Here is a 20961-nt window from a genome sequence, read left to right on the forward strand (position 1 = left end):
GGGTAGGATTCACCTCATCAACTTCTTAACCCCTGACGGAGAGTCAACGATGCCTATCATCAACAGCCAAGTAAAACCGTTCAAAGCAACTGCATACAAAAACGGCAACTTCGTAGATGTGACCGACGCTGACCTGAAAGGCAAATGGTCGGTCGTGTTCTTCTACCCAGCCGACTTCACCTTCGTTTGCCCAACCGAGCTGGAAGACCTGGCTGACAACTACGCCGAATTCCAGAAACTGGGCGTGGAAATCTACAGCGTGTCCACCGACACCCACTTTGCCCACGCTGCCTGGCACAACACTTCGCCAGCCATCGGCAAAATCCAGTACACCATGATCGGCGACCCGACCCTGACCATCTCCCGCAACTTCGACGTCCTGATCGAAGAAGCTGGCCTGGCTGACCGCGGTACCTTCGTGATCAACCCGGAAGGTCAGATCAAGATCGTTGAGTTGAACGACGGCGGTGTTGGCCGTGACGCTTCCGAGCTGCTGCGCAAGATCAAGGCCGCTCAATACGTGGCTGCCCACCCAGGCGAAGTCTGCCCAGCCAAGTGGAAAGAAGGCGAGGCCACTCTGGCGCCGTCCCTGGACCTGGTCGGCAAGATCTAAGTCTGTGAAGACGTATCAAGGGCGGAACTCCGCACTTAAGTAAGCTGCATCCGCCCTCAAAACGCCCGGGCGATAGTCGCTCGGGCGTTTTTTTGTCTGCAATAAACCGAATTAATAGGAAATCGCCCGTATGTTGGACGCCAATCTTAAAGCTCAGTTGAAGTCATACCTGGAACGGGTCACCCAGCCGATCGAGATCGTCGCCTCCCTCGACGACGGCGCGAAATCCCAGGAAATGCTCGCCCTTCTGCAGGACGTAACCAGCCTCACCACGCTGATTACCCTGAAGACCGATGGCGATGATGCGCGTAAGCCATCGTTCTCCATCAACCGCCCGGGTGCCGATATCAGCCTGCGTTTCGCCGGCATCCCCATGGGCCATGAATTCACTTCGTTGGTGCTGGCCCTGCTGCAAGTCGGTGGCCACCCGTCGAAGGCCAGTGTCGAAGTGATTGAACAGATCCGCGCCCTTAAAGGCGAGTTCAGCTTCGAGACTTACTTCTCGCTGTCCTGCCAGAACTGCCCGGACGTGGTCCAGGCGCTGAACCTGATGGCCGTGCTCAACCCGAATATCCGCCACGTCGCCATCGACGGCGCGCTGTTCCAGGCTGAAGTCGACGAGCGTCAGATCATGGCGGTGCCGAGCGTCTACTTGAATGGTGTGAACTTCGGCCAGGGCCGCATGGGCCTGGAAGAAATCCTCGCCAAGCTCGACACCAGCGGCATTGAAAAAGCCGCCGAGAAAATCAGCGCCAAGGAGGCTTTTGATGTGCTGGTCGTCGGCGGTGGCCCAGCCGGTTCCGCAGCCGCCATCTACGCCGCACGTAAAGGCATCCGCACCGGTGTTGCCGCCGAACGCTTTGGCGGCCAGGTGCTGGACACCATGTCCATCGAGAACTTTATCTCGGTGCAGGAAACCGAAGGGCCGAAACTGGCCAGCGCCCTGGAAGCCCACGTGCGTCAGTACGACGTGGACATCATGAACCTGCAGCGCGCCAGCAGCCTGGTGCCGGCGAAGAATCCCGGTGACCTGCACGAAATTCGCTTTGAAAGCGGTGCGACCCTCAAGTCAAAGACCGTGATCCTGGCCACCGGCGCCCGCTGGCGCGAAATGGGGGTGCCGGGCGAGCAGGAATACAAGGCCAAGGGCGTGTGCTTCTGCCCGCACTGCGATGGTCCGTTGTTCAAGGGCAAGCGTGTGGCGGTGATCGGCGGCGGTAATTCCGGTGTTGAAGCAGCCATCGACCTGGCCGGTATCGTCAGCCATGTGACCTTGCTGGAGTTTGACAGCAAGCTGCGCGCCGATGCGGTATTGCAGCGCAAGCTGTACAGCCTGCCTAACGTTGACGTGATCACCAGCGCGCTGACCAGTGAAGTCAAAGGTGATGGCCAGAAAGTGACAGGCCTGGCCTACAAGGACCGCGATACCGGTGAGTTCAAGACCCTCGACCTGGAAGGCATCTTTGTACAGATCGGCTTGCTGCCCAACACCGACTGGCTTAAAGGCACTGTGGAACTGACCCCCCGTGGCGAGATCATTGTCGATGCCCGTGGCGAAACTTCACTGCCAGGGGTATTCGCCGCCGGTGACGTGACGACCGTGCCGTACAAGCAGATCGTGATTGCAGTAGGCGAGGGCGCGAAGGCTTCCCTGAGTGCTTTCGATCACTTGATCCGCACCTCCGCTCCGGCCTAAGCCCAGGTCCTGAAACGAAAAACCCCATGAGTGATCATGGGGTTTTTCGTTGTGCGTTAGAAACTTACAGCGGTGCTGGCTGAATAATCTCAACCCAGTACCCATCCGGGTCCTTGATGAACGCCAGGCTTTTCATGCGGCCATCGCTCAGGCGTTTCTGGAAATCGCAGCCCAATGCTTCGAAGCGTTCGCATGCGGCGACAATATCGGGCACCGAGATGCAGATATGGCCGAAGCCCCGTGGATCGGTGTTGCCGTTGTGGTAGGCGAAGTCGGCATCGTTTTCGGTGCCGTGGTTGTGGGTCAGTTCCAGGATGCCCGGGATCGACTTCATCCATTGGGTGCGCGCGGCGGCGTCGGCCGGGATCTGGGATTTGTCCACCAGGGCCAGGAAGTACAGGCTGAATTCGGCTTCCGGGAAGTCGCGCTTTTCAACCAGGGAAAAACCCAGGACGCGGGTGTAGAAGTCCAGGGACTTGGTGATGTCCTTGACCCGCAGCATGGTGTGGTTGAACACGAAGTTCGAGGTGGCGGTGTCAGGTTGGGCGGTGACGCCCGGGAAGGTGTTCAGTTCGTGCAGGCTCATGGGCCCTCCAGAAAAAAATGGGGCAAACGCGGCTCCAGGTGCGAGGAGCGTTCCCTTGGCTTGCGGCTGGCGTCCGTGCAGCCGGGCCATGATACGCAAGGCCCGCTTGCTGCGCCAAATGAAAAAGCGCGCGCAGGTCTTGCGACCGGCCGGTGGCGGGGCTCACACTTTGTCGCTTGAACCTTGGGTGTCTTTTGCAATGATCGAATGTCGTATACCGCTGTTGAGCGCTCTGTGTTTGCTGTTGGCCAGCCCCTGGGTGTGGGCGGGCGACCCGGAAATTCACTGGCCCAGCGGCTGGCAGGTCGAGGAAGTGGTGCCCGACGGCGCCGCGCCGGCCACCCCGCAGCCGGTCTCGCGGCAGCGTGCGATCAAGAACGACGAAAATGGCAACACATTGATGGTGATGGAGTTGACGGGGACGCCGATCGAGGCCGGGCATAACGTTAATCTTCAGGGCGTATTGCTGGAGATGCGCAAGTCCATCCAGAAGGATTTTGCCCAGGGCGGTTACCAGAGTGTGTGCAGCAAGATGCACTCGACAACACTGAGTCGCCTTGAGGCCGTGGAAACTACCTGTGTGATTACCGAGAATGGACGGCACGTCCTTTCGCAAACATTGGTGGGGGCTGTTGATACCGATAAAGCGTATGTTTTTTCATACGCGGGTCAAGCCGACGCTTACGAAGCCAGCAAGGATGAAGTCAGTTCGGTGCGCGCCAGCCTCAAACTTTAAGTGCGTTTCGCCCGTCGATTCTCAACAAAGTGAAATGTTATTTAAGTTCGGTTTCGAGCCCTTGAATAAAAAAGCCCCGCATGTGCGGGGCTCTTTGTTAGTGCGCTGCGATCAGCCGCGAAGCCAGGAGTCTACAGTGGCCGCGCCATACTGTTCTTTCCAGGCCTTGAGGCCACGGTGGTTACCGCCCTTGGTTTCGATCAGTTCACCAGTGTGCGGGTTGTGGTAAACCTTGACCACGCGCGCACGGCGCTGTTTGGGTGCGCTGGCGGCGGCAGCGCTGGTCTTGCCCGGGTTTGGATCAAGGATCAGGATAATGTCGCGCAGGCCTTTGCCGTAGGTTTTCATCAGTCCTTGAAGCTTTTCTTCGAATTCGATTTCTTTCTTCAGGCCGGCGTCGTTCTTCAGGGACTCCAGCTGGGCGAGCTGCTCTTGAAGGGCTTTTTCTGCTGCGCGAAATTCGGCGAGTCTGGACAAAATCTATACTCCAATAGTGTATTTGGCTGATGTCAACTACAGACAAAGCTATAAGCCAATAGCGTTAAGGCGACTCACAGAAGAAGTCGTCCTGCGAGTTCTGCACAGGCAAGAAAAATTGTAGTAGTTAATCCGCCACGAGTAAATCACGTCTTTTGTCGTATTAACATTATTTCAACGCCGCTAGTGCATGGCTATTGAATGGCTGGCCAGATTTTAATGAATTCATCGCTGGGTAATGGCTTTCCAAACAGGTAGCCCTGGAGGAAATCCACGCCGTGAGCGGCCAGGTATTCGCACTGCTCGGCAGTCTCTACACCCTCGGCAACGATGCCCAGGTCCAGCTTGCCGGACAATTCGATGATGCTGTCCAGAATATGCCGCGATAGTGCATCGGCACCGATCATGGCGACAAAACTCTGGTCGATCTTCAAGTAGTCCACATTGAAGTTACGTAAATAACCCAGGCTGGAGTGACCGGTACCAAAGTCATCGATGGCAATCATCACGCCCAGTTGATGCAGGGCGTCGAACAGTCGACGGGTAATATCCGTGGGCTCGATCAACTCGCGCTCGGTCAGCTCCAGCACCAAGGTCACCTGGCCTGGCGCAAAGGCGGCGAGAAATTCACGGCAATCCTCCACCAGTGCAAGGTCGTGGCAATGGCGCGCGGTGATATTCACGCCGATATGGAAGCCCGGGGTGAACTGCGTCGCATGGGGCGCCAGTTGGGCGGCGGTCTGGCGCAGCAGGGCGCGGGTCATCGGTACGATCAGGCCGGAATGTTCGGCCAGCGGGATAAACAGATCGGGCCGGACCAGACCTTCCTTGGGGTGCTGCCAGCGCATCAGCACTTCGCAGCCGGCCCATTCGCGGGTGTCACCGCGCACCACCGGCTGGAAGTACGGGATGAACTCATTGGCCCCCAGCGCCCGCTGCAGCTCATGGGTGGGCGCCGAGGAGCGCTTTTGCAGCCAGTGCGCAAGCAGGCCCGCGAGCACGCCAAAGAACACCACCAGGCTGAACAGCGCCGGGTAACGTGCCTGCATATAGCGCCACACCTCACCGGCCGGCATGCCGGCGTCGACGCTGTAGCGATAGCGCTCGGACGCCAGATGATGATGGGCCACGGCAAATACCGGGACGGCGGTGTCGTGCACGTTGCCATCGGCGCCGAGCCAGTGAGGCCCGACTTGCAGCACAAGCTGGGCATAGCGGCTGATCAGGCGCAGGGCGTTGGTCAGGTGATAGCCGTCGATCGAGGCAAACGCCGCTTTGTCCCCGTCGACCAGGCGGTAGACCAGCAACGCGGTATCCGGTGTAACCGGGTTGCCGTTCATCAGCCACAGGCGGCCATCGACGTAGTCATCCGGGTTTACCGGTGACTCGTAGTTGCTGCCGAACAGGGAGCTGCAATAGATATTTTTCTGCCAGGACAAGGTCGTCGCCCGCACGAACGGCCGGCGCGTGACCTGTTCACGCAGCGCCAGTTGCGCGCCACTGTCACACGGTTGTCCGGCCAGGGGCAGCAAGGCCTGGGCGGCGAGGGCGGTATTGTCGAGCATCAGGTCGAATTGACGTACGGCTTCCTGGGCGGTTTGCGCCGTGCTTTGTTCGAGGGTGCGTTCGGCTTGCCAATACAGGATGGCCGCACCCAGCAGGATCGGCAGCACACCCGCCAACAGGCTGATCGCATAGCGGGTAAGAAGTCTTCGCGGGCCTTTGACAGTGAGGGGCATGGGTTCAGGCCTGTTGCGCAGGGAGAGGGCTTTACCGGCAGGCCGGCGGGGAATGTTCCGATGATAGATGGCCCGCTTGGAATTTGCTCGCCCTGACAAGGCCTTGCGCAATCTCGATAAAGGCCAGGGTAGCCGGTGACGACTGCCGACGATCCAGCACCGCCAGGCCGATCTGGCGCGGCACACGGGGCGAGAGCGGTCGCTTCACATAGCGCAGATCAAGTGCCTGGGGCAGCGACGCTTCGGCGACGATGCTCAGGCCATCGCCACGGCTGACCGCTTCCAGGGTGCTCAGCAGTTGTGCGCAGCGATAACGAATCCTTGGTCGCAGTTGTCCGGCGTCGAACAGGCGGGTGACCAGTTCCGAGGAGCCGGCTTCGGTCAGGATAAAGGCATCGTCGCACAAGTCCTGCAGGGCCAGGGTGTCCCGCGCAGCCAATGGATGATCTGCCGGCAGCAGCGCCACCATCTGGTCCTCGAACACGGTAAAGGTGTCGTAGCGCTCCTGTTCCAGCACCACAAAGCCCACATCGATCCGTCGCTCATCCAGCCACTGCAGCACCTGGCGGTCGGGGCCTTCGTCCACATGCACCTCAATCCCCGGATGGGCGCTGCGAAACTGGCTGAGGATGGCGGGCAGCAGGCGAATCGACGCGGTCGGCCCGAACGAGCCGATGCGCAAGGTACCGCGTCGCATGCCACGGGCATCGGCCGCTTCTTGTTGCAGGGTGTTGGCCAGGCCGAGCATGGCACGGGCACGTCCGAGTAATTGCCGGCCGATGTCGCTGAGTTCTACCTGCGACTGGTGGCGGCGAAACAGCTCCACACCGAGCTCCTGCTCCAGGGCCTTGATGGCATGGGACACCGCCGACTGGCTGATGCCCAGGCGGTGGGCGGCACTGGTGAAGCCCTGCAACTCGGCGACCAGCGAGAAGATTTCCAATTGGGTCAGGGTCATGAGTGAAAGCTCATTTTACGATGATCAGTTATTAGCTGAAGAATACGCCAATTCTCTCCGTACCTAGAGCCATCCCCATGCATCCCGCCTCCGATTACCTGACTTATTGCAAGCTCGCCGCCGTCACCATGATCTGGGGCGGTACCTTTGTCGCCGGGCGCTTCCTGGCCGACCACCTCAATCCGCTGCTGGCCGCCAGCCTGCGTTTTATCCTCGCCAGCCTGGCGTTGTTGCTGTTCATGGCCTGCGCGCGTATTCGACTGTTACGCCCGAACCTTCGGCAGTTTGCGCAACTGGCGGTGCTGGGCTTCTGCGGGATTTTTTTCTACAACCTGTGCTTCTTCTATGGGTTGCAGTACATCAATGCGTCGCGGGCTTCGCTGATCGTGGCGTTGAATCCGGCGGTGATCGGCCTGGCGAGCTGGCTCTTATTCAAGGAGCGGCTGAGTCGGATCAAGCTGCTGGGGATCCTGCTTTGCCTGGTCGGTGCCGGGACGGTCATTGTCAGCCGTAACCCGCAGGTGTTGCAGGCCACCGCCGATGCCTGGATCGGCGACCTGCTGATCCTCGGCTGTGTGGCAGGGTGGGGCGTTTATTCGCTGTGTGCCCGTGGGCTCAACCAAAGCCTGGGGCCATTGCAGACGGTCACCTGGTCGGTGCTGCTGGGCACGTTGATGTTGACCAGTACCGCGTTTGTTACCGCAAGCGTCAGCGTAGAAGCGCTCGGCCGCTTGCAGCTCACCCAGTGGCTCAGCCTGGCCTACCTCGGCGTGTTGGGCTCGGCGCTGGCGTATATCGGTTACTACGACGGCATCCGGCGCATTGGCGCGACGCGCTCCGGCGTGTTTATCGCACTCAACCCGCTGACGGCAGTGATCTGCGGTGCCTTGCTGCTGGGGGAGCAACTGACGGCGCCCATGCTGGCGGGCGGGGCCGTCATCCTGCTGGGCATCTACCTGTGCAACAAACCCCTTGCACAGCCCAGGGCAATGGGGATTTGATAAGAGTACGGACAAATACCGTTACGCTGTGTAGAATCGATTTACGCATACAAGAATATGGACTTGCGCTCACGCAAGCCTCGGCCGTCAGAGACTGATGTAACCATGAAGCTACTCGGCTCCCCCCTCATCTTTGGTGACTTCCTCGCCCGCAGTGTGCGAGGCCTTTCCTGCGCGCCGCCCTCCGACCTCATCCTTGCTCGCACATAACCAATTGCTACCCACAAGAATGATGAGGCGCCGGCCATGACCGACCACTATGAAAACCCAATGGGCCTGATGGGCTTTGAATTTATCGAATTCGCATCGCCGACCCCGGGCACCCTGGAGCCGATCTTCGAGATCATGGGCTTCACCAAAGTCGCGAATCACCGCTCCAAGAACGTCCAACTGTTCCGCCAGGGCGAGATCAACCTGATCCTCAACAACGAGCCCAACAGCATCGCCTCCTACTTCGCCGCCGAGCATGGCCCGTCGGTGTGCGGCATGGCGTTCCGCGTCAAGGACTCGCAAAAAGCCTACAACCGCGCCCTGGAACTGGGGGCCCAGCCCATCCATATCGAAACCGGCCCGATGGAGCTGAACCTGCCGGCCATCAAGGGCATCGGCGGCGCGCCGCTGTACCTGATCGACCGTTTCGGTGAGGGCAGCTCGATCTATGACATCGACTTCGTCTACCTCGACGGCGTCGAGCGCAACCCGCAAGGCGCCGGCCTCAAGGTCATCGACCACCTGACCCACAACGTCTATCGCGGGCGCATGGCCTACTGGGCCGGCTTCTACGAGAAACTGTTCAACTTCCGTGAAGCGCGCTACTTCGATATCAAGGGCGAATACACCGGCCTGACGTCCAAGGCCATGAGCGCCCCGGACGGCATGATCCGCATCCCGCTGAACGAAGAGTCGTCCAAGGGCGCCGGGCAGATCGAAGAGTTCCTGATGCAGTTCAATGGCGAGGGCATCCAGCACGTCGCGTTCCTCACCGACGACCTGGTCAAGACCTGGGACGCACTCAAGAAGATCGGCATGCGCTTCATGACCGCACCGCCGGACACCTACTACGAAATGCTCGAAGGTCGCCTGCCGAACCACGGCGAACCGGTGGATCAGCTGCAGGCGCGGGGCATCCTGCTGGACGGCTCGTCCATCGAAGGCGACAAGCGCCTGTTGCTGCAGATCTTCTCGGAAACCCTGATGGGCCCGGTGTTCTTCGAGTTCATCCAGCGCAAGGGCGATGATGGGTTTGGCGAGGGCAACTTCAAGGCGCTGTTCGAGTCCATCGAGCGGGACCAGGTACGTCGTGGTGTGTTGACCGCCGACTGATCCATGTGGGGCCTGGCAGGCTGCCCAGGTGCTTGACGAACATGCTCCGTATCCCAACGTACGGAGCATTTTTTTTGCCTGCCAATTCAGAACGAGCTTGAAACAAACGACTTTTCCAGGCCTGGGAACCCGATTGATCGCGATATCCACACATGGGGGGCGCAAGAGCTGATGTTCTCCTGTGTCGCAACCGTGCATTCCGCGAACCCAACTTTAAGGAAAGACTGACTATGACAAAACAAACTCTGGCGGCTGCAGTGCTGGCCTTTTGCGGCTTTGCCGCCAGCTCCGCTTATGCGGCAGACGGTACCATCACGATCACGGGCTCGGTCAGTGGCACCACCTGCACCATCAGTGGCGGTACCGGGGCCTCGCCAGGTTCGGGCGCCAACTTCCCGGTAGTGCTTGACCGAGTGCAAACCTCGGCCCTCAAGGCCGCAGGCGATACGGCCGGCGCCAAGCGCTACTTTGTCTATGTCGGCGGCTCGGGCGGATGCCCGAACGGTACCAAGGTCGCCGTACGTTATGAGCCGACCAGCCCTGGCATCAACCCGGCAACCGGCAACCTGCGTAACACGGCCACGGCAACGCCGGCCTCGCGGGTTGAGGTACAAATCCTCGATGGTGCGACCTCCACGCCGATGGACTTGCGCACCGGCAACAACTCGACCGTTGCCACCGTTACCAATGGCCTGGCGACCTTGCCGTTCTACGCACGCTATATCGCCAACGGTGGCGCGGCGGGCGCGGGTAATGTCACCAGCAGTGTGCAGTACTCGGTCACCTTTCCTTGATGCAGCCACGCAGATGACCATCGCCTGAGATCCTCGCTCGACCCGGCGGTCGGGCGCAGGACAACTGTTATCAAGGATTACCCGATGCAGGATTTACTGATGATCTTAAGTCGTCGAGCGATGTGCGTGGCGCTGAGCCTGTCCTTGGGGATGGCCTCGCACATGGCTCACGCGGGCGTGGTTATCGACGGTACGCGACAGATTTACCCCGAGCAGCGACGCGAGGTCACCCTACGAGTGACCAATGATGACAAACATGCACCCCGCCTGGTCCAGGCATGGCTGGACGCCGGTGACCCAGAGGCAGCGCCGTCGCTGAGCGATGTGCCTTTCGTGCTGTCTCCGCCGGTATTTCGCCTGGACTCAGGCAAAAGCCAGTTCATGCGCCTGTCCTACACCAAGGCACCGCTGCCTGCGGATAGAGAGTCGCTGTTCTGGTTGAATGTACTTGAGGTCCCTGGTGCGACCAGTGAGTTTGATCCCACGCTTGAAGACGATCAGCGGAACCACTTCAAGTTCGCGTTCCGTATCCGCACCAAAGTGTTTTTTCGTCCGGCGCAGTTATCCGGAACACCCGAGGAGGCGCCCGGGCTGTTGCGCTGGTCCCTGGCGCGGGTCGCCCAGGGCAACGAGATACAGGTGCATAACCCATCGGCGTATCACGTCACCTTCAACGACATTGCCCTGCTCATGGGCGCCGATCCAAACGCGAAAAAACTGATCCTGCCGGAAGGGATGGTGGAACCAGGAGGCACGTTGAAGGTACCGGTGCCGAAAGCCGCGAAGGCAATACCTGCCGATGCACGGGTGAGTTTCACCTACATCAACGATTTCGGCGGCTTTTCATCGGCGCAGCCTGCTGTGTTGCACCGCTGAACGCGTCCCCGGAACGTTGATGATGGCAAGCAAACGTACATTTCCCAGCGTCCACTGAAGTCATAACTATGCCTAGTCACATCCAGGTAAGGGTGCATCGTTGCGCCCCGATTTTGCCATTCCAGCCTCGCACGATGATGTTGGGTGGTTTGATGAGTGCGGCCGTGATGGCAAGCGATGCCGCGCTTGCGTCTGAGTTGAGCTTTGATCTGAACGCATTCTCCAGTGGCCTGGCGTCGTCGGTCGACACGTCACGGTTCAACACCGGCAACCCGATGAGCCCCGGCCTGTACCGCGTAGATATCGTGGTCAACGGCCAGGCATTGGGGCGCAGGGAGGTGGAGTTCGTCGCAGCCCAGGCAAAGGCCGGCGCGCAGCCATGCTTGAGTCGCGAAGTGTTGGAAAAAATCGGTATCGCGATGGATAAAGTCGATACCGAGGCCCATGGGCGCGAGGTCGGCAACCCTGCCGCAGCCGGCCAGTACTGCGGCGACCTGGGGCAGTGGATTCCGATGGCATCCAGCACCTTCGACCCGGGTGCGCTCGAGTTGGCCGCCAGCGTGCCGCAGGCCTATATGAAGCGTTCCATGCGTGGCTACATTGACCCCGAGTCGCTGGATGAGGGGATTGCCGCAGGGTTACTCAATTACAACTTCAGCACCAGCGCAGTCACCGCCGGTGAAGGTGACGGTCGTACTTACCTGGGCCTCAATGCAGGGATCAATCTGGGCGCCTGGCGCGTGCGGCACCAGGGCGCCCAGGCCTGGAGCAATCGCACAGGCTTCGAGACTTATCAGAACACGTCCACGTATGTGCAGCGCAGTATCATCCCCTGGCAGTCACAACTGACCCTGGGAGACACCTTCAGCAACGGACAGATCGTCGACGGGGTCCGCCTGCGGGGCGTGACCCTGGCCACCGATGACCGCATGCGCCCGCAGACGCAGCAAGGCTATGCACCGCAGGTACGGGGTGTCGCCGACAGTAATGCAACGGTCACGGTCAGCCAGAACGGCTACACCATTTATGAGACCACGGTGGCGCCTGGCCCCTTTGTCATCAGTGACCTGCATGCCACCGGTTACGGCGGTGATTTGATCGTCAGCGTGACCGAAGTCGACGGGCGTCGGAACACCTTCGTCGTGCCGTATTCAGTGGCCCCGCAGCTGCTGCGGGCCGACACGACGAAATACAGCGCCACCCTGGGTGAGGTGCAGCAAAAGGGCATCGATGCCAAAGGTGCGAACGTCTTTCAAGGCACTCTGCAACGCGGCTTGACCGATGACCTGACGGTGTATGGCGGCGGCAGTCTTTCCAAAGGCTATGAGCAGGGAAAGGTCGGTGTTGCGTTGAATACGCCCGTCGGCGCCTTTTCGCTGGACACCGCCACCTCACGTACCGCGGTGCCAGAGCATGGACGCCTGACCGGGCAAAGCCTCGGGCTTGGCTACAACAAAAGCCTGCCGGCCTCGGGGACGCATTTTGCGCTGGGCGCGTATCGATTCTCCACGGAGGGATACCTGAACCTTCCGGATGCCCTGAATGTGCGTGAGATCGCGAGCCGCTCCGGTGATGTCAACGGCTATGCCCGGCAAAAAAGCCGGCTCGACTTGACCATCAGCCAGCAACTGGGCATCGGCACCCTGAGCCTGTACGGCAGCTCTGTCGACTATTGGGGCGAGAACGAGGGCCGCCAGGTTTCATTCACCGCCAGCTACGGCTCGACCTGGAACAAGCTCAACTGGAACCTTTCGGCGCAACGTTCGAGGGTCCAGGACACGCGACAACTGACCCAAAGCGAGCTCAGTGACGATGTGTTCTTCGGGCGTATCGGTCAACCCGGGCGCATCGATAACCGCTACATGCTCACGCTATCGATGCCCCTGGGGAGTGAGTCGAGGTCGCCGACGATCAATACTTCGCTGTCTCGGGATACCGGCGATACACGGGGCAGCCAGCAGCAGGTGGGCATCAACGGCTTCCTGGGCGAGAACGCCGAGGTCAACTACGGTGTTTCCGCCCACCGTGCGATCAGTGAAGGCACGCGCTCCAGCCAGTTCAACACCTATGCAGGTTATCGCACCGATGCCACCCACCTGCGCGCCGGATATGGCCAGAGCCGCGATAGCTCGCAGCTTTCGTTCGGCGCCGACGGCGGGGTCGTCGTGCACCCCGACGGTGTGGCGTTCTCGCAAAGCCTGGGCGAAGCCTCGGCGCTGGTCCATGTGCCGGGAGCCGAAGGCGCCCGGCTTGGCGGTGGCGGCGGTACACGGGTCAACAGCAAGGGATACGCCGTCGTGCCCAATCTGACGGCGTTCCAGAACAATACGGTGGAGATCGATCCGGAAGGCATGTCGCTGGATGTGGAGCTTCAGGAATCGACCCGCAACGTCGTACCGACCTCGGGTGCGGTATCGCTGGTCAAGTTCGACACGGTCAATGGCCGGGCAGTGGTGGTCAAGGGCGTTCGCGAGAATGGCAGCCCGCTGCCATTTGCTGCACAGGTATTCGATGGGCAAGGGCGTGAGGTCGGTGTGGTGGGGCAGGCCAGCAAAGCCTTCGTCCGGGACATCCCGCAGGAAGGCCGCCTGACCGTCAAGTGGGGCAGCAAAATCGCCGAGCAGTGCGATATCCACTATCACATGCCGGCGGTGACCGCCGGCCAGCGACAGGTCACTACCGATTTCATGCAAGGGGTATGCGTGGCGAGCCAGGCTCGCCAGGTGGCGGGCCAGCCATGAGCGAGCGCCGATTCATGATTGATGCGATGCAAGACTTATCCGATATGACAGAGGTGTTGTTTTCATGACTAGGTATTCGCTTGCCGGCGTGGTGCTGGGAGGATGGATGGTGGCGCTGGAGGCTCAAGCGATCACCTGCGCCCCCGGCCCGTCGGTGAATATTACTATTCCCCCGATCACCGTTGCGGCCGGGCAACAGGTAGGACAAGTGATAGGGTCCGCCAGCGGCTATCGCTTTGACAGCCCTCCAGGATCTGCGCTTCGGTGTACCACTGGCATTGCTTTTGGGGCACAGGCCAGGCTGGCGCTGGTCAATAGCCCGCCGACGGGCCAGACATTTTCCGCCAACGGGCTTTCAATGCCGGTGCACGCCACCAATGTGCCTGGGGTCGGGTTTGCCATGATGGCGAGGGACCCGAATCGGCCGTTCATGCCTATCAACACGGCGGGTGTCACACTGATTGTTGGAGATATCAGGGCAAGGCCCATCGTCCTCGGGCTTGATACCCGTATCTACTTTGTAGCCACGGGCCCCATCACCGGCGGCACGATCGCCGCCAGGAACCTTGCAAGGTATACGATCACCGGCACGCCCATCAGCGGGGCCGGCTATTACGCGGTGAACTTTTCCAATATCACGATCAATGCGCCCCGCAAACCCACCTGCAGCGTCACCACGCCTTCGGTTGCAATGCCCATGCCGGCCGTGGCTGCACGTGACTTTCGCGGGGTGGGCAGCTTCGCCGGCAGCGTGACCCGTAACATCACACTGTCATGTAAGGGCGGCACCAGCGGTGCTACGCGTGACGTATTTATAACGGTGACAGACCAGACCGCGCCGGCCAATCGCAGCGATGTGTTATCCCTGACCCCGACCTCCGTGGCCAGCGGCGTCGCACTGCAACTACTGCGGGGGAGCACACTGGTGCGTTACGGCGCCGACTCCACGACCATTGGCAACCCGAACCAGTGGCTGGTCGGCACAACCGGCAATGCAACCGTGCAGATTCCTTTGACTGCACGTTATATCCAGACGGGCTCATCGATCCGGCCCGGCAGCGCGAACGGGTTGGCGTCCTTCACAATGAGCTACCGATGAGCATCGCGCTGTGGAGCAGGGGCCTTGGCGTGCTGATGAGCCTGCAGGCGATCGTCACGCAGGGTGAAATCGTGATTGACCGCACACGTGTCATCTATCCGGGCGCCGCGCGCGCGGTGGTGATCAACCTGCACAACGAGGCTGACAGTCCGCGCCTGGTGCAGGCGTGGATCGATGACGGCGATGCGGCGGCGGCGCCCGAAAACAGTGATGTGCCGTTCACGATTACGCCACCCATCGTTCGCATGAATGCAAGCACCGGACGCGCCTTGCGGATCATGCATTATCAAACGCCGAAGCCGATGGCTGACCGGGAGTCGGTGTACTGGCTGAACGTGCTGGCAATCAGGCCGAGTGTTGAGGCCTCGGCTGAAACCAACGTCCTGCAATTTGCCTTTCGTACGCGGATCAAGCTTTTCCTCCGGCCCGCCGAACTGCCGGGGCAGGTGCAGGACGCGGCTCACGCGCTGCAATGGTCCGTAAGCGGTGGAGGCGAGGCGGGGTTGGAGGTGCTTAACCCCACGCCCTATCACGTGACCTTGTCCGGGGTGGTACTGACACTCCGCGCAGTGGAGCATCGCAGTGAAGATCCGCCGATGGTCGCGCCCTATGGGACTGCACGGATTGCGATGCCCGGGCTGCCTCACGAGGGCCTGACCGGCACGCCAGTAGAATTCACCACCCTGGACGATGAGGGGGCCACTCAACATCATCAGGCGCTGTTGCGACCTGTCGCCTGTTCGTCGCTCAAGCCCTGCGCTGACGCACCAGGTGCTTGACCCCTTCGAACACAAGGACCATGACCGCTATCCAGATCGGGATGTAGGTCAACCATTCGCCGGCCTTGATGCCTTCACCCAGCAGCAGCGCCACCACCAGCAACAGCACCGGCTCGACATAACTGAGCAGTCCGAACAGGCTGAACGCCAGCAGGCGGCTGGCGATGATATAGCTCACCAGCGCCGAGGCGCTGATCAGGCCCAGTATCGGGATCAACCCGTACAGCTTGGGGTGGGCATCCATCACCGCAAAGCCCTGTTCGCCGCTTTGCACAAACCACCAGGCCACCGGCAGCATCAGCGCCATGTCCAGCCACAGTCCGCCCAGGTGGTCGGTCTTGAGGTATCTGCGCGCAATGAAATACAGCGGGTAACCGATGATCACCACCAGCGTCGCCCAGGAGAACCCGCCGGCCTGCAACAACTCGTTGAGTACCCCGAGGCCGGCAAAAAACACCGCGATCTTTTGCAGGTAGGACAACTGTTCGCCCCATACCAGGCGCCCGGTCAGCACCATGGTCAGCGGCAGCAGGAAGTAACCCACCGATACATCCAGGCTGCGCCCATTCAGCGGCGCCCACATGAACAACCACAACTGCACGCCCAGCAACGCCGACGACAGCACCACACCGCCGATCAGCCGAGGCTTGGCCGCCAGCACTCGCAGCAATTCCCAGACCCGCCGCCATTCGCCGCTGACGATCATGAACACCGTCATGCACGGCACGGTCAGCAACATGCGCCAGCCGAAAATTTCCAGCCCGCTCAATGGCGTCAGCAATGACGTGAAGTAATACATCACGGCAAACAACACCGAGGCCGACACCGATAACACAACACCTTTAGACACGCTGTCCTCGCGAAAACCGATTTCAAACAAGTAGGGGGAATTTCAACAGGGGATTATGGTGCTTTTGAGGCGGGAAGGGCGCGCTGTTTTGGGGCGTTTTTCAGGAAAATGTCTCGCTGCCGCCGCTTGGGTCTGCCTGGCAGGGGCAGTCGGGGTGTTGTTGTGGTTGTTGTTGTTGTTGTTGTTGTTGTGGTTGTTGTGGTGAGCGGGCTTGCCCCGCGCTGGGCTGCGAAGCAGCCCCAATAACTGGCGACGAGGTTTTCCTGGAAAAACGCGACGGCTTTAAAGGGCTGCTGCGCAGCCCAGCGCGGGGCAAGCCCGCTCACCACAGCAAGCCCGCTCACCACAACAAGCCCGCTCGCCGCAGTAAGGCCGCTGCGCAACCCTTACTTGGTCAATCAGCCTACGCGCGCGTCACCCGGCCCGAGACAAAATGGCCCACATCATTGAACCCCGGCGTAGATGAATGCCCCGGCGTTACCAACGAATCAATGAACGCTTCATCCTCAGCCGTGATCTTCACGTCCAGCGCGCCGGTGTAGGCATCCCACTGCGCCTCGGTGCGCGGCCCTACGATCGCCGAGCTCACCGCCGCGTTGTTCAGCACCCAGGCGATGGCAAACTCGACAATGCCCACGCCACGGCCCTGGGTGTATTGCTGGATCTGCTGGGCGATGCGCAACGACTCCACGCGCCATTCGGTTTCCAGGATGCGCTTGTCCTGGCGTGCCGCACGGCTGCCGGCTTCGGGTGTCACGTCCGGTGCGTACTTGCCGCTGAGCACGCCGCGGGCCAGTGGGCTGTAAGGCACCACGCCCAGGCCGTACGCGGCAGCGGCGGTGATCTGTTCGACTTCAGCCTGGCGGTTGACGATGTTGTACAACGGCTGGCTGATCACCGGTTTGTCCACGCCCAGGCGTTCGGCGACGCGGATCACCTCGGCAATTCGCCAGCCGCGATAGTTGGACAGGCCCCAGTAGCGGATCTTGCCCTGGCGAATCAGGTCGCCGATGGCCGATACCGTCACCTCCAGCGGGGTGTCGTGATCTTCGCGGTGCAGGTAGTAGATGTCGAGGTAGTCGGTATCGAGGCGGGTGAGGCTGGTTTCCAGCGCGTTGAAGATGCGCTTGCGGCTCAGGCCACTGCGGTTGGGCAGGCCCTCGGTGGGGCCAATGGCGACTTTCGACGCCACCACCCAATCCTGACGATGGCGAGCGATGGCCTCGCCGACGATTTCCTCGGAGCGCCCGCCGGTGTAGACATCCGCCGTGTCGATAAAATTGATGCCCTGGTCCCAGGCCTTGTCGATGATGCGCAGCGAGTCCTCGGTGTGGGTCTGTTCGCCAAACATCATGGTGCCCAGGGTCAAGGCGCTGACCTTCAAACCGGACTGGCCCAATGTGCGGTAAATCATGCAAAGCTCCTTGCGGCAGTGAGACGTGCCCTATGCAATACCAGACTCGCAGGCTCTGGAACAAGCCCTGGGGGCGTATCTTCATGCACTCAGCAAGGCCTGGCAACGCCCTTGCAGAAATCGGTGCAGCGCTTTCACCCGCTCCGACACTTGCAGGCGGTGAGGGCACATCAGGTTGAACGGGGTGGGTTCGCCCTGCCAGTCCGGCAACAGGTGCACCAGCCGTCCGGCCTTGAGGTCCCGGGCGATGTCGAGGTTGGCCTTATAGGCAATGCCGTGGCCGGCCAGTGCCCAGCGCCGCACAATCTCGCCGTCATCGCTCAGGTAGTCGCCCGTCACTTCGACTTCCTGCAACGTGGCGCCCTGGCGAAAGTACCAGGTGCTGTTGGCCCGGCCCTGGCGCATGTACCGCAGCGTATTGTGCTGCGCCAACTCCGCCGGGATGCGCGGCGTGCCGTGACGCGCCAGGTAGTCGGGGCTGGCGCAGGGCAGGCGTTGGTGATCGGACACCACCGGCAGCGCCACCAGGCTGGAGTCCCGTGGGACGCCGAAGCGCAGGGCGATGTCGACGGTGTCGCGGAACAGGTCGGCATTGCTGTCGTTGAGCAGTAGTTGCAGGCGGATGTGCGGGTGTTCCAGCTTGAACTCATCCAGCCAGCCCAGTACCACATTGCGGCCGAAATCCGAGGGTGCGGCCAACTGCAACAAGCCGGTCAGGCCCTGGCTCTGCTGCTTGAGCGCTTGCTCGCCTTCGGCCAAGGCGGCCAGGGCCTCGCGCACGCTGTCGAGGTAACGCCGGCCTTCTTCGGTCAGGCGCATGCTGCGGGTGGAGCGTGCCAGCAGGCGGGTACCCAAGCGGGTTTCCAGGCGCTTGAGGGCAATGCTGGCCGCTGCGGGGGTCAAGCCGAGCCCGCGTGCGGCGGCAGACAGGCTGCCGGTGTCGGCGGTGCGTGCGAACACTTCGAGGTCGAGGATTGAGCTCATTTGTAAAAATCCTTTAAAGATCCTGTCGTTTTACCGGGATTTTTCGTTGATTGCCAAGCTGGGATGATGAACGCTCACTTTCTGACCCAGGACACTTCCCCATGAATTCCTCACTCAACGGCAAAACGGTGATCGTCATCGGCGGCAGCAGCGGCATCGGTGCAGCCGTGGCCAAGGCCGCAGCCGCACGCGGTGCCCAGGTGGTGCTGGCGGGGCGGCGCCTATCGTCTGGCCGCGATAACGGCCTGCGCAGCGAACCGGTGGACGTCACCGACGCCGCGTCCCTGCAACGGTTGTTCGAAACCGTCGGGCGCTTTGACCATCTGGTGTACACCTCCGGCCCCTCGGTACGCGCCAAGGCCCTGCCCGAAACCGACCTGGGCGAGGCCCAGGACAACTTCAACGTGAAACTCTGGGGTGCCTTGCGGGCGATCCAGCACGCGCTGCCTTTCCTCGATGAGCACGGCAGCATCAGCCTGACCTCCGGGCAACTGGGGCGCAAATTGGCACCGGGGCAGTTCATCAAAGTCGGTATCAACGCCGCCACTGAAGCCCTGGGCAAGCAGTTGGCAAAAGAATTGGCACCGCGTCGGGTCAACGTGGTGAGCCCTGGGGTGATTGATACCCCGGCGTATGCGGGGTTGGCCGAGGACCAGCGCCTGGCGATGTTTGCCAAGGCAGGTGGCGCGTTGCCGGTGGGACGTGTGGGGCAGGCCGAGGAAGTGGCGGCGGGGTATGTGCTGGCCATGGAAAATGGCTACATGACCGGTGCTGTCATTGATATCGACGGCGGTGGCCTGCTGTAAACGCAGGCTAAATGTGGGAGGGGGCAAGTCGAATCGTCGCACCGCCCCTCCCACATGGACCGCGTTATACCTTCAAGGTCCGCGTCATCCGCAACGCCAGCACACTGCCCGCCACAATCACCGCCGCCAGCAGGTACAGCGCCATATCCGTGGACCCGGTGGCGTCCTTCACAAAACCGACGATATACGGACTGAGGAAACCGGCCATCTGGCCCATGGAGTTGATCAGCGCCAGGCCGCCGGCCGCTGCGCCTGCACTGAGCATGGCGGTCGGCACCGGCCAGAACATCGGCAGGCCGGTGAGGGCGCCCATGGTGGCGATGGTCAGGCCGAGGATGGCGATGGCCGGCGTGGTGGCGAAGTTCACCGCGATCACCAGGCCGATGGCGCCCATCAGCATCGGCACCACCAAGTGCCAGCGACGCTCCTTGCGCAAGTCCGCCGAGCGGCCCACCAGCAACATGAAAACCGCTGCCAGCAGATACGGAATCGCACTGAGCCAACCTATTACCAGGTTATCGCTGAAACCCAGGTTCTTGATGATCGACGGCAGCCAGAAGTTGATGGCGTATACGCCACTCTGAATGCAGAAGTAGATCAGGCCGAACGCCCAGATCGCCGGGTTCTTGAACACTTCGGCGAGTGAATCGGTGGTGGTTTTCGGCTTGTTGGCCAGGTCGGTGGCCTGGTCGGCTTCCAGCACGGCGCGTTCGTGGGGCTTGAGCCACTTGGCATGGGCAAAGCTGTCGCTGAGCAGGAAGTAGGCGAGGGCGCCGAGGATCACGGTCGGGATGCCTTGCAGCAGGAACATCCACTGCCAGCCCGCCAGGCCGCCCTGGCCGGCGGCGAAGTGGTTGAGGATCCAGCCGGAAAACGGGCTGCCGAGCAAACCGGACACCGGGATCGCCGACATGAACAGCGCCATGATCCGCCCACGGCGGAACGTCGGGAACCACTGCGAGAGGTACAGCACCACACCGGGGAAGAAGCCGGCTTCAGCCGCACCGGTAAACAGGCGCAAGGTGTAGAAATGCGTCGGCGTGGTGACGAACAGCAGGCAGGTGGACAGTGTGCCCCAGACGATCATCATCAAGGCAATCCAGCGCCGTGGACCGAACCTGGTCAGCGCCAGGTTGCTCGGCACGCCGCACAGCACGTAGCCGATAAAGAAGATCCCGGCACCGAGGCCGTATACGGTTTCGCTGAATTCCAGCGCATCGAGCATCTGCAACTTGGCAAAGCCAACGTTGACCCGGTCGAGGTAGTTGAACAGATAGCAGATGAAAATGAAGGGGATCAGGCGCAGGGTAATGCGCTTGTAGATGGCGTTTTTATCGTCATCGGTGGCCAGTGTGACAGCGGCGCTCTGTGACATGGGAGTCTCTCTTTATTATGATTTTTTGCGATGCGAGGGTAACGTTGATCGCCCAATGAGTCTCGGCCACGTGGCGGGGTGCTGTCTTTGTGCTTGCGCACAGTGATGCATGCT

The 20961-nt window shown here is 61.0% G+C and carries 19 protein-coding genes; 11 read left to right on the plus strand and 8 right to left on the minus strand.

Translation table 11 applies throughout. The annotated features are described in order from the left end of the window. The first annotated feature begins 49 nt into the window (after positions 1 to 49). Both ahpC and ahpF read left to right on the plus strand, forming a co-directional pair. Positions 50 to 613: an alkyl hydroperoxide reductase subunit C gene (gene ahpC, locus J1N02_RS29565; protein WP_003173835.1), complete on the plus strand. Its 564-nt coding sequence runs from the start codon at positions 50 to 52 to the stop codon at positions 611 to 613. A 130-nt stretch (positions 614 to 743) separates the two neighbouring features. Further along, positions 744 to 2309: an alkyl hydroperoxide reductase subunit F gene (gene ahpF / locus J1N02_RS29570; RefSeq protein WP_027606586.1), complete on the plus strand. Its 1566-nt coding sequence runs from the start codon at positions 744 to 746 to the stop codon at positions 2307 to 2309. Between the two features lie 64 nt (positions 2310 to 2373). Here the strand turns inward: ahpF and gloA are convergent, their stop codons facing one another. Then, positions 2374 to 2895 carry a lactoylglutathione lyase gene (gene gloA / locus J1N02_RS29575; protein WP_027606585.1) on the minus strand — a complete coding sequence of 174 codons (522 nt, stop codon included), beginning with the start codon at positions 2893 to 2895 and terminating at the stop codon, positions 2374 to 2376. Positions 2896 to 3094: 199 nt separating this feature from the next. On the opposite strand from gloA, the gene J1N02_RS29580 reads away from it, so the two are divergent. Continuing rightward, positions 3095 to 3631, plus strand: coding sequence for a DUF4946 domain-containing protein (locus tag J1N02_RS29580; protein ID WP_092357960.1), 537 nt, complete (start codon positions 3095 to 3097; stop codon positions 3629 to 3631). A 111-nt stretch (positions 3632 to 3742) separates the two neighbouring features. Here J1N02_RS29580 and J1N02_RS29585 read toward each other — a convergent pair whose 3' ends face one another. The 3 genes from J1N02_RS29585 to J1N02_RS29595 all read right to left on the minus strand — a co-directional run bounded on the left by J1N02_RS29585 (position 3743) and on the right by J1N02_RS29595 (position 6805). Continuing rightward, entirely contained in the window at positions 3743 to 4108 is a 366-nt protein-coding gene (locus tag J1N02_RS29585) for a histone-like nucleoid-structuring protein, MvaT/MvaU family (protein ID WP_027606583.1), read from the minus strand. 194 nt (positions 4109 to 4302) lie between these two features. Then, positions 4303 to 5847 (minus strand): EAL domain-containing protein, encoded by a 1545-nt coding sequence (locus tag J1N02_RS29590; RefSeq protein WP_421148159.1) that lies wholly within the window; start codon positions 5845 to 5847, stop codon positions 4303 to 4305. Positions 5848 to 5878: 31 nt separating this feature from the next. Next, the gene (locus J1N02_RS29595; protein WP_169899610.1) at positions 5879 to 6805 is read right to left on the minus strand and encodes a LysR family transcriptional regulator; all 927 of its coding nucleotides are present in this window, start codon (positions 6803 to 6805) and stop codon (positions 5879 to 5881) included. 77 nt (positions 6806 to 6882) lie between these two features. On the opposite strand from J1N02_RS29595, the gene J1N02_RS29600 reads away from it, so the two are divergent. The 7 genes from J1N02_RS29600 (at position 6883) to J1N02_RS29630 (ending at position 15418) form a co-directional block, all read left to right on the plus strand. Beyond that, on the plus strand, positions 6883 to 7806 hold the full coding sequence (locus J1N02_RS29600; RefSeq protein WP_368960201.1) for a DMT family transporter: 924 nt from the start codon (positions 6883 to 6885) through the stop codon (positions 7804 to 7806). A gap of 246 nt (positions 7807 to 8052) precedes the next feature. After that, a complete protein-coding gene (gene hppD / locus J1N02_RS29605) occupies positions 8053 to 9129 on the plus strand; it encodes a 4-hydroxyphenylpyruvate dioxygenase (protein ID WP_027606579.1) in 1077 nt (358 codons plus the stop codon). Between the two features lie 230 nt (positions 9130 to 9359). Next, a complete protein-coding gene (locus J1N02_RS29610; protein WP_027606578.1) occupies positions 9360 to 9923 on the plus strand; it encodes a fimbrial protein in 564 nt (187 codons plus the stop codon). Positions 9924 to 10007: 84 nt separating this feature from the next. Beyond that, positions 10008 to 10799, plus strand: coding sequence for a fimbrial biogenesis chaperone (locus J1N02_RS29615; protein WP_414887193.1), 792 nt, complete (start codon positions 10008 to 10010; stop codon positions 10797 to 10799). Positions 10800 to 10966: 167 nt separating this feature from the next. Continuing rightward, a complete protein-coding gene (locus J1N02_RS29620; protein WP_421148160.1) occupies positions 10967 to 13540 on the plus strand; it encodes a fimbria/pilus outer membrane usher protein in 2574 nt (857 codons plus the stop codon). 64 nt (positions 13541 to 13604) lie between these two features. Beyond that, positions 13605 to 14639, plus strand: coding sequence for a fimbrial protein (locus J1N02_RS29625; protein ID WP_421148161.1), 1035 nt, complete (start codon positions 13605 to 13607; stop codon positions 14637 to 14639). Next, a complete protein-coding gene (locus J1N02_RS29630; RefSeq protein WP_421148162.1) occupies positions 14636 to 15418 on the plus strand; it encodes a molecular chaperone in 783 nt (260 codons plus the stop codon). The genes J1N02_RS29625 and J1N02_RS29630 overlap by 4 nt, the downstream gene beginning before the upstream one ends. On the opposite strand, the gene rarD is transcribed toward J1N02_RS29630, so the two are convergent. From rarD to J1N02_RS29645, 3 genes are all read right to left on the minus strand, one after another. Beyond that, positions 15387 to 16268 (minus strand): EamA family transporter RarD, encoded by an 882-nt coding sequence (rarD, locus tag J1N02_RS29635; RefSeq protein ID WP_421148163.1) that lies wholly within the window; start codon positions 16266 to 16268, stop codon positions 15387 to 15389. The genes J1N02_RS29630 and rarD overlap by 32 nt on opposite strands. A gap of 403 nt (positions 16269 to 16671) precedes the next feature. Then, positions 16672 to 17682, minus strand: a complete 1011-nt coding sequence (locus J1N02_RS29640; RefSeq protein WP_421148164.1) for an aldo/keto reductase — start codon at positions 17680 to 17682, stop codon at positions 16672 to 16674. A gap of 81 nt (positions 17683 to 17763) precedes the next feature. Further along, the gene (locus J1N02_RS29645; protein WP_421148165.1) at positions 17764 to 18666 is read right to left on the minus strand and encodes a LysR family transcriptional regulator; all 903 of its coding nucleotides are present in this window, start codon (positions 18664 to 18666) and stop codon (positions 17764 to 17766) included. A gap of 101 nt (positions 18667 to 18767) precedes the next feature. On the opposite strand from J1N02_RS29645, the gene J1N02_RS29650 reads away from it, so the two are divergent. Then, positions 18768 to 19472: an SDR family oxidoreductase gene (locus tag J1N02_RS29650; RefSeq protein ID WP_421148166.1), complete on the plus strand. Its 705-nt coding sequence runs from the start codon at positions 18768 to 18770 to the stop codon at positions 19470 to 19472. 64 nt (positions 19473 to 19536) lie between these two features. On the opposite strand, the gene J1N02_RS29655 is transcribed toward J1N02_RS29650, so the two are convergent. Next, complete coding sequence (locus tag J1N02_RS29655) at positions 19537 to 20847, minus strand: MFS transporter (RefSeq protein WP_027606571.1); 1311 nt, start codon at positions 20845 to 20847, stop codon at positions 19537 to 19539. Positions 20848 to 20961 lie beyond the last annotated feature (114 nt).

Origin of the sequence: Pseudomonas sp. NFX5 (assembly GCF_049132125.1) — a bacterium.
Lineage (GTDB): Bacteria > Pseudomonadota > Gammaproteobacteria > Pseudomonadales > Pseudomonadaceae > Aquipseudomonas > Aquipseudomonas marginalis.

What these genes read in the sequence shown, in the direction of transcription:
- ahpC (WP_003173835.1), top strand. Translation starts at nt 50, where the DNA reads ATGCCTATCATCAACAGCCAAGTAAAACCGTTCAAAGCAACTGCATAC.
- ahpF (WP_027606586.1), top strand. Translation starts at nt 744, where the DNA reads ATGTTGGACGCCAATCTTAAAGCTCAGTTGAAGTCATACCTGGAACGG.
- gloA (WP_027606585.1), bottom strand. Translation starts at nt 2,895, where the DNA reads ATGAGCCTGCACGAACTGAACACCTTCCCGGGCGTCACCGCCCAACCT.
- J1N02_RS29580 (WP_092357960.1), top strand. Translation starts at nt 3,095, where the DNA reads ATGATCGAATGTCGTATACCGCTGTTGAGCGCTCTGTGTTTGCTGTTG.
- J1N02_RS29590 (WP_421148159.1), bottom strand. Translation starts at nt 5,847, where the DNA reads ATGCCCCTCACTGTCAAAGGCCCGCGAAGACTTCTTACCCGCTATGCG.
- J1N02_RS29595 (WP_169899610.1), bottom strand. Translation starts at nt 6,805, where the DNA reads ATGACCCTGACCCAATTGGAAATCTTCTCGCTGGTCGCCGAGTTGCAG.
- J1N02_RS29600 (WP_368960201.1), top strand. Translation starts at nt 6,883, where the DNA reads ATGCATCCCGCCTCCGATTACCTGACTTATTGCAAGCTCGCCGCCGTC.
- hppD (WP_027606579.1), top strand. Translation starts at nt 8,053, where the DNA reads ATGACCGACCACTATGAAAACCCAATGGGCCTGATGGGCTTTGAATTT.
- J1N02_RS29610 (WP_027606578.1), top strand. Translation starts at nt 9,360, where the DNA reads ATGACAAAACAAACTCTGGCGGCTGCAGTGCTGGCCTTTTGCGGCTTT.
- J1N02_RS29615 (WP_414887193.1), top strand. Translation starts at nt 10,008, where the DNA reads ATGCAGGATTTACTGATGATCTTAAGTCGTCGAGCGATGTGCGTGGCG.
- J1N02_RS29620 (WP_421148160.1), top strand. Translation starts at nt 10,967, where the DNA reads ATGGCAAGCGATGCCGCGCTTGCGTCTGAGTTGAGCTTTGATCTGAAC.
- J1N02_RS29625 (WP_421148161.1), top strand. Translation starts at nt 13,605, where the DNA reads ATGACTAGGTATTCGCTTGCCGGCGTGGTGCTGGGAGGATGGATGGTG.
- J1N02_RS29630 (WP_421148162.1), top strand. Translation starts at nt 14,636, where the DNA reads ATGAGCATCGCGCTGTGGAGCAGGGGCCTTGGCGTGCTGATGAGCCTG.
- J1N02_RS29640 (WP_421148164.1), bottom strand. Translation starts at nt 17,682, where the DNA reads ATGATTTACCGCACATTGGGCCAGTCCGGTTTGAAGGTCAGCGCCTTG.
- J1N02_RS29645 (WP_421148165.1), bottom strand. Translation starts at nt 18,666, where the DNA reads ATGAGCTCAATCCTCGACCTCGAAGTGTTCGCACGCACCGCCGACACC.
- J1N02_RS29650 (WP_421148166.1), top strand. Translation starts at nt 18,768, where the DNA reads ATGAATTCCTCACTCAACGGCAAAACGGTGATCGTCATCGGCGGCAGC.
- J1N02_RS29655 (WP_027606571.1), bottom strand. Translation starts at nt 20,847, where the DNA reads ATGTCACAGAGCGCCGCTGTCACACTGGCCACCGATGACGATAAAAAC.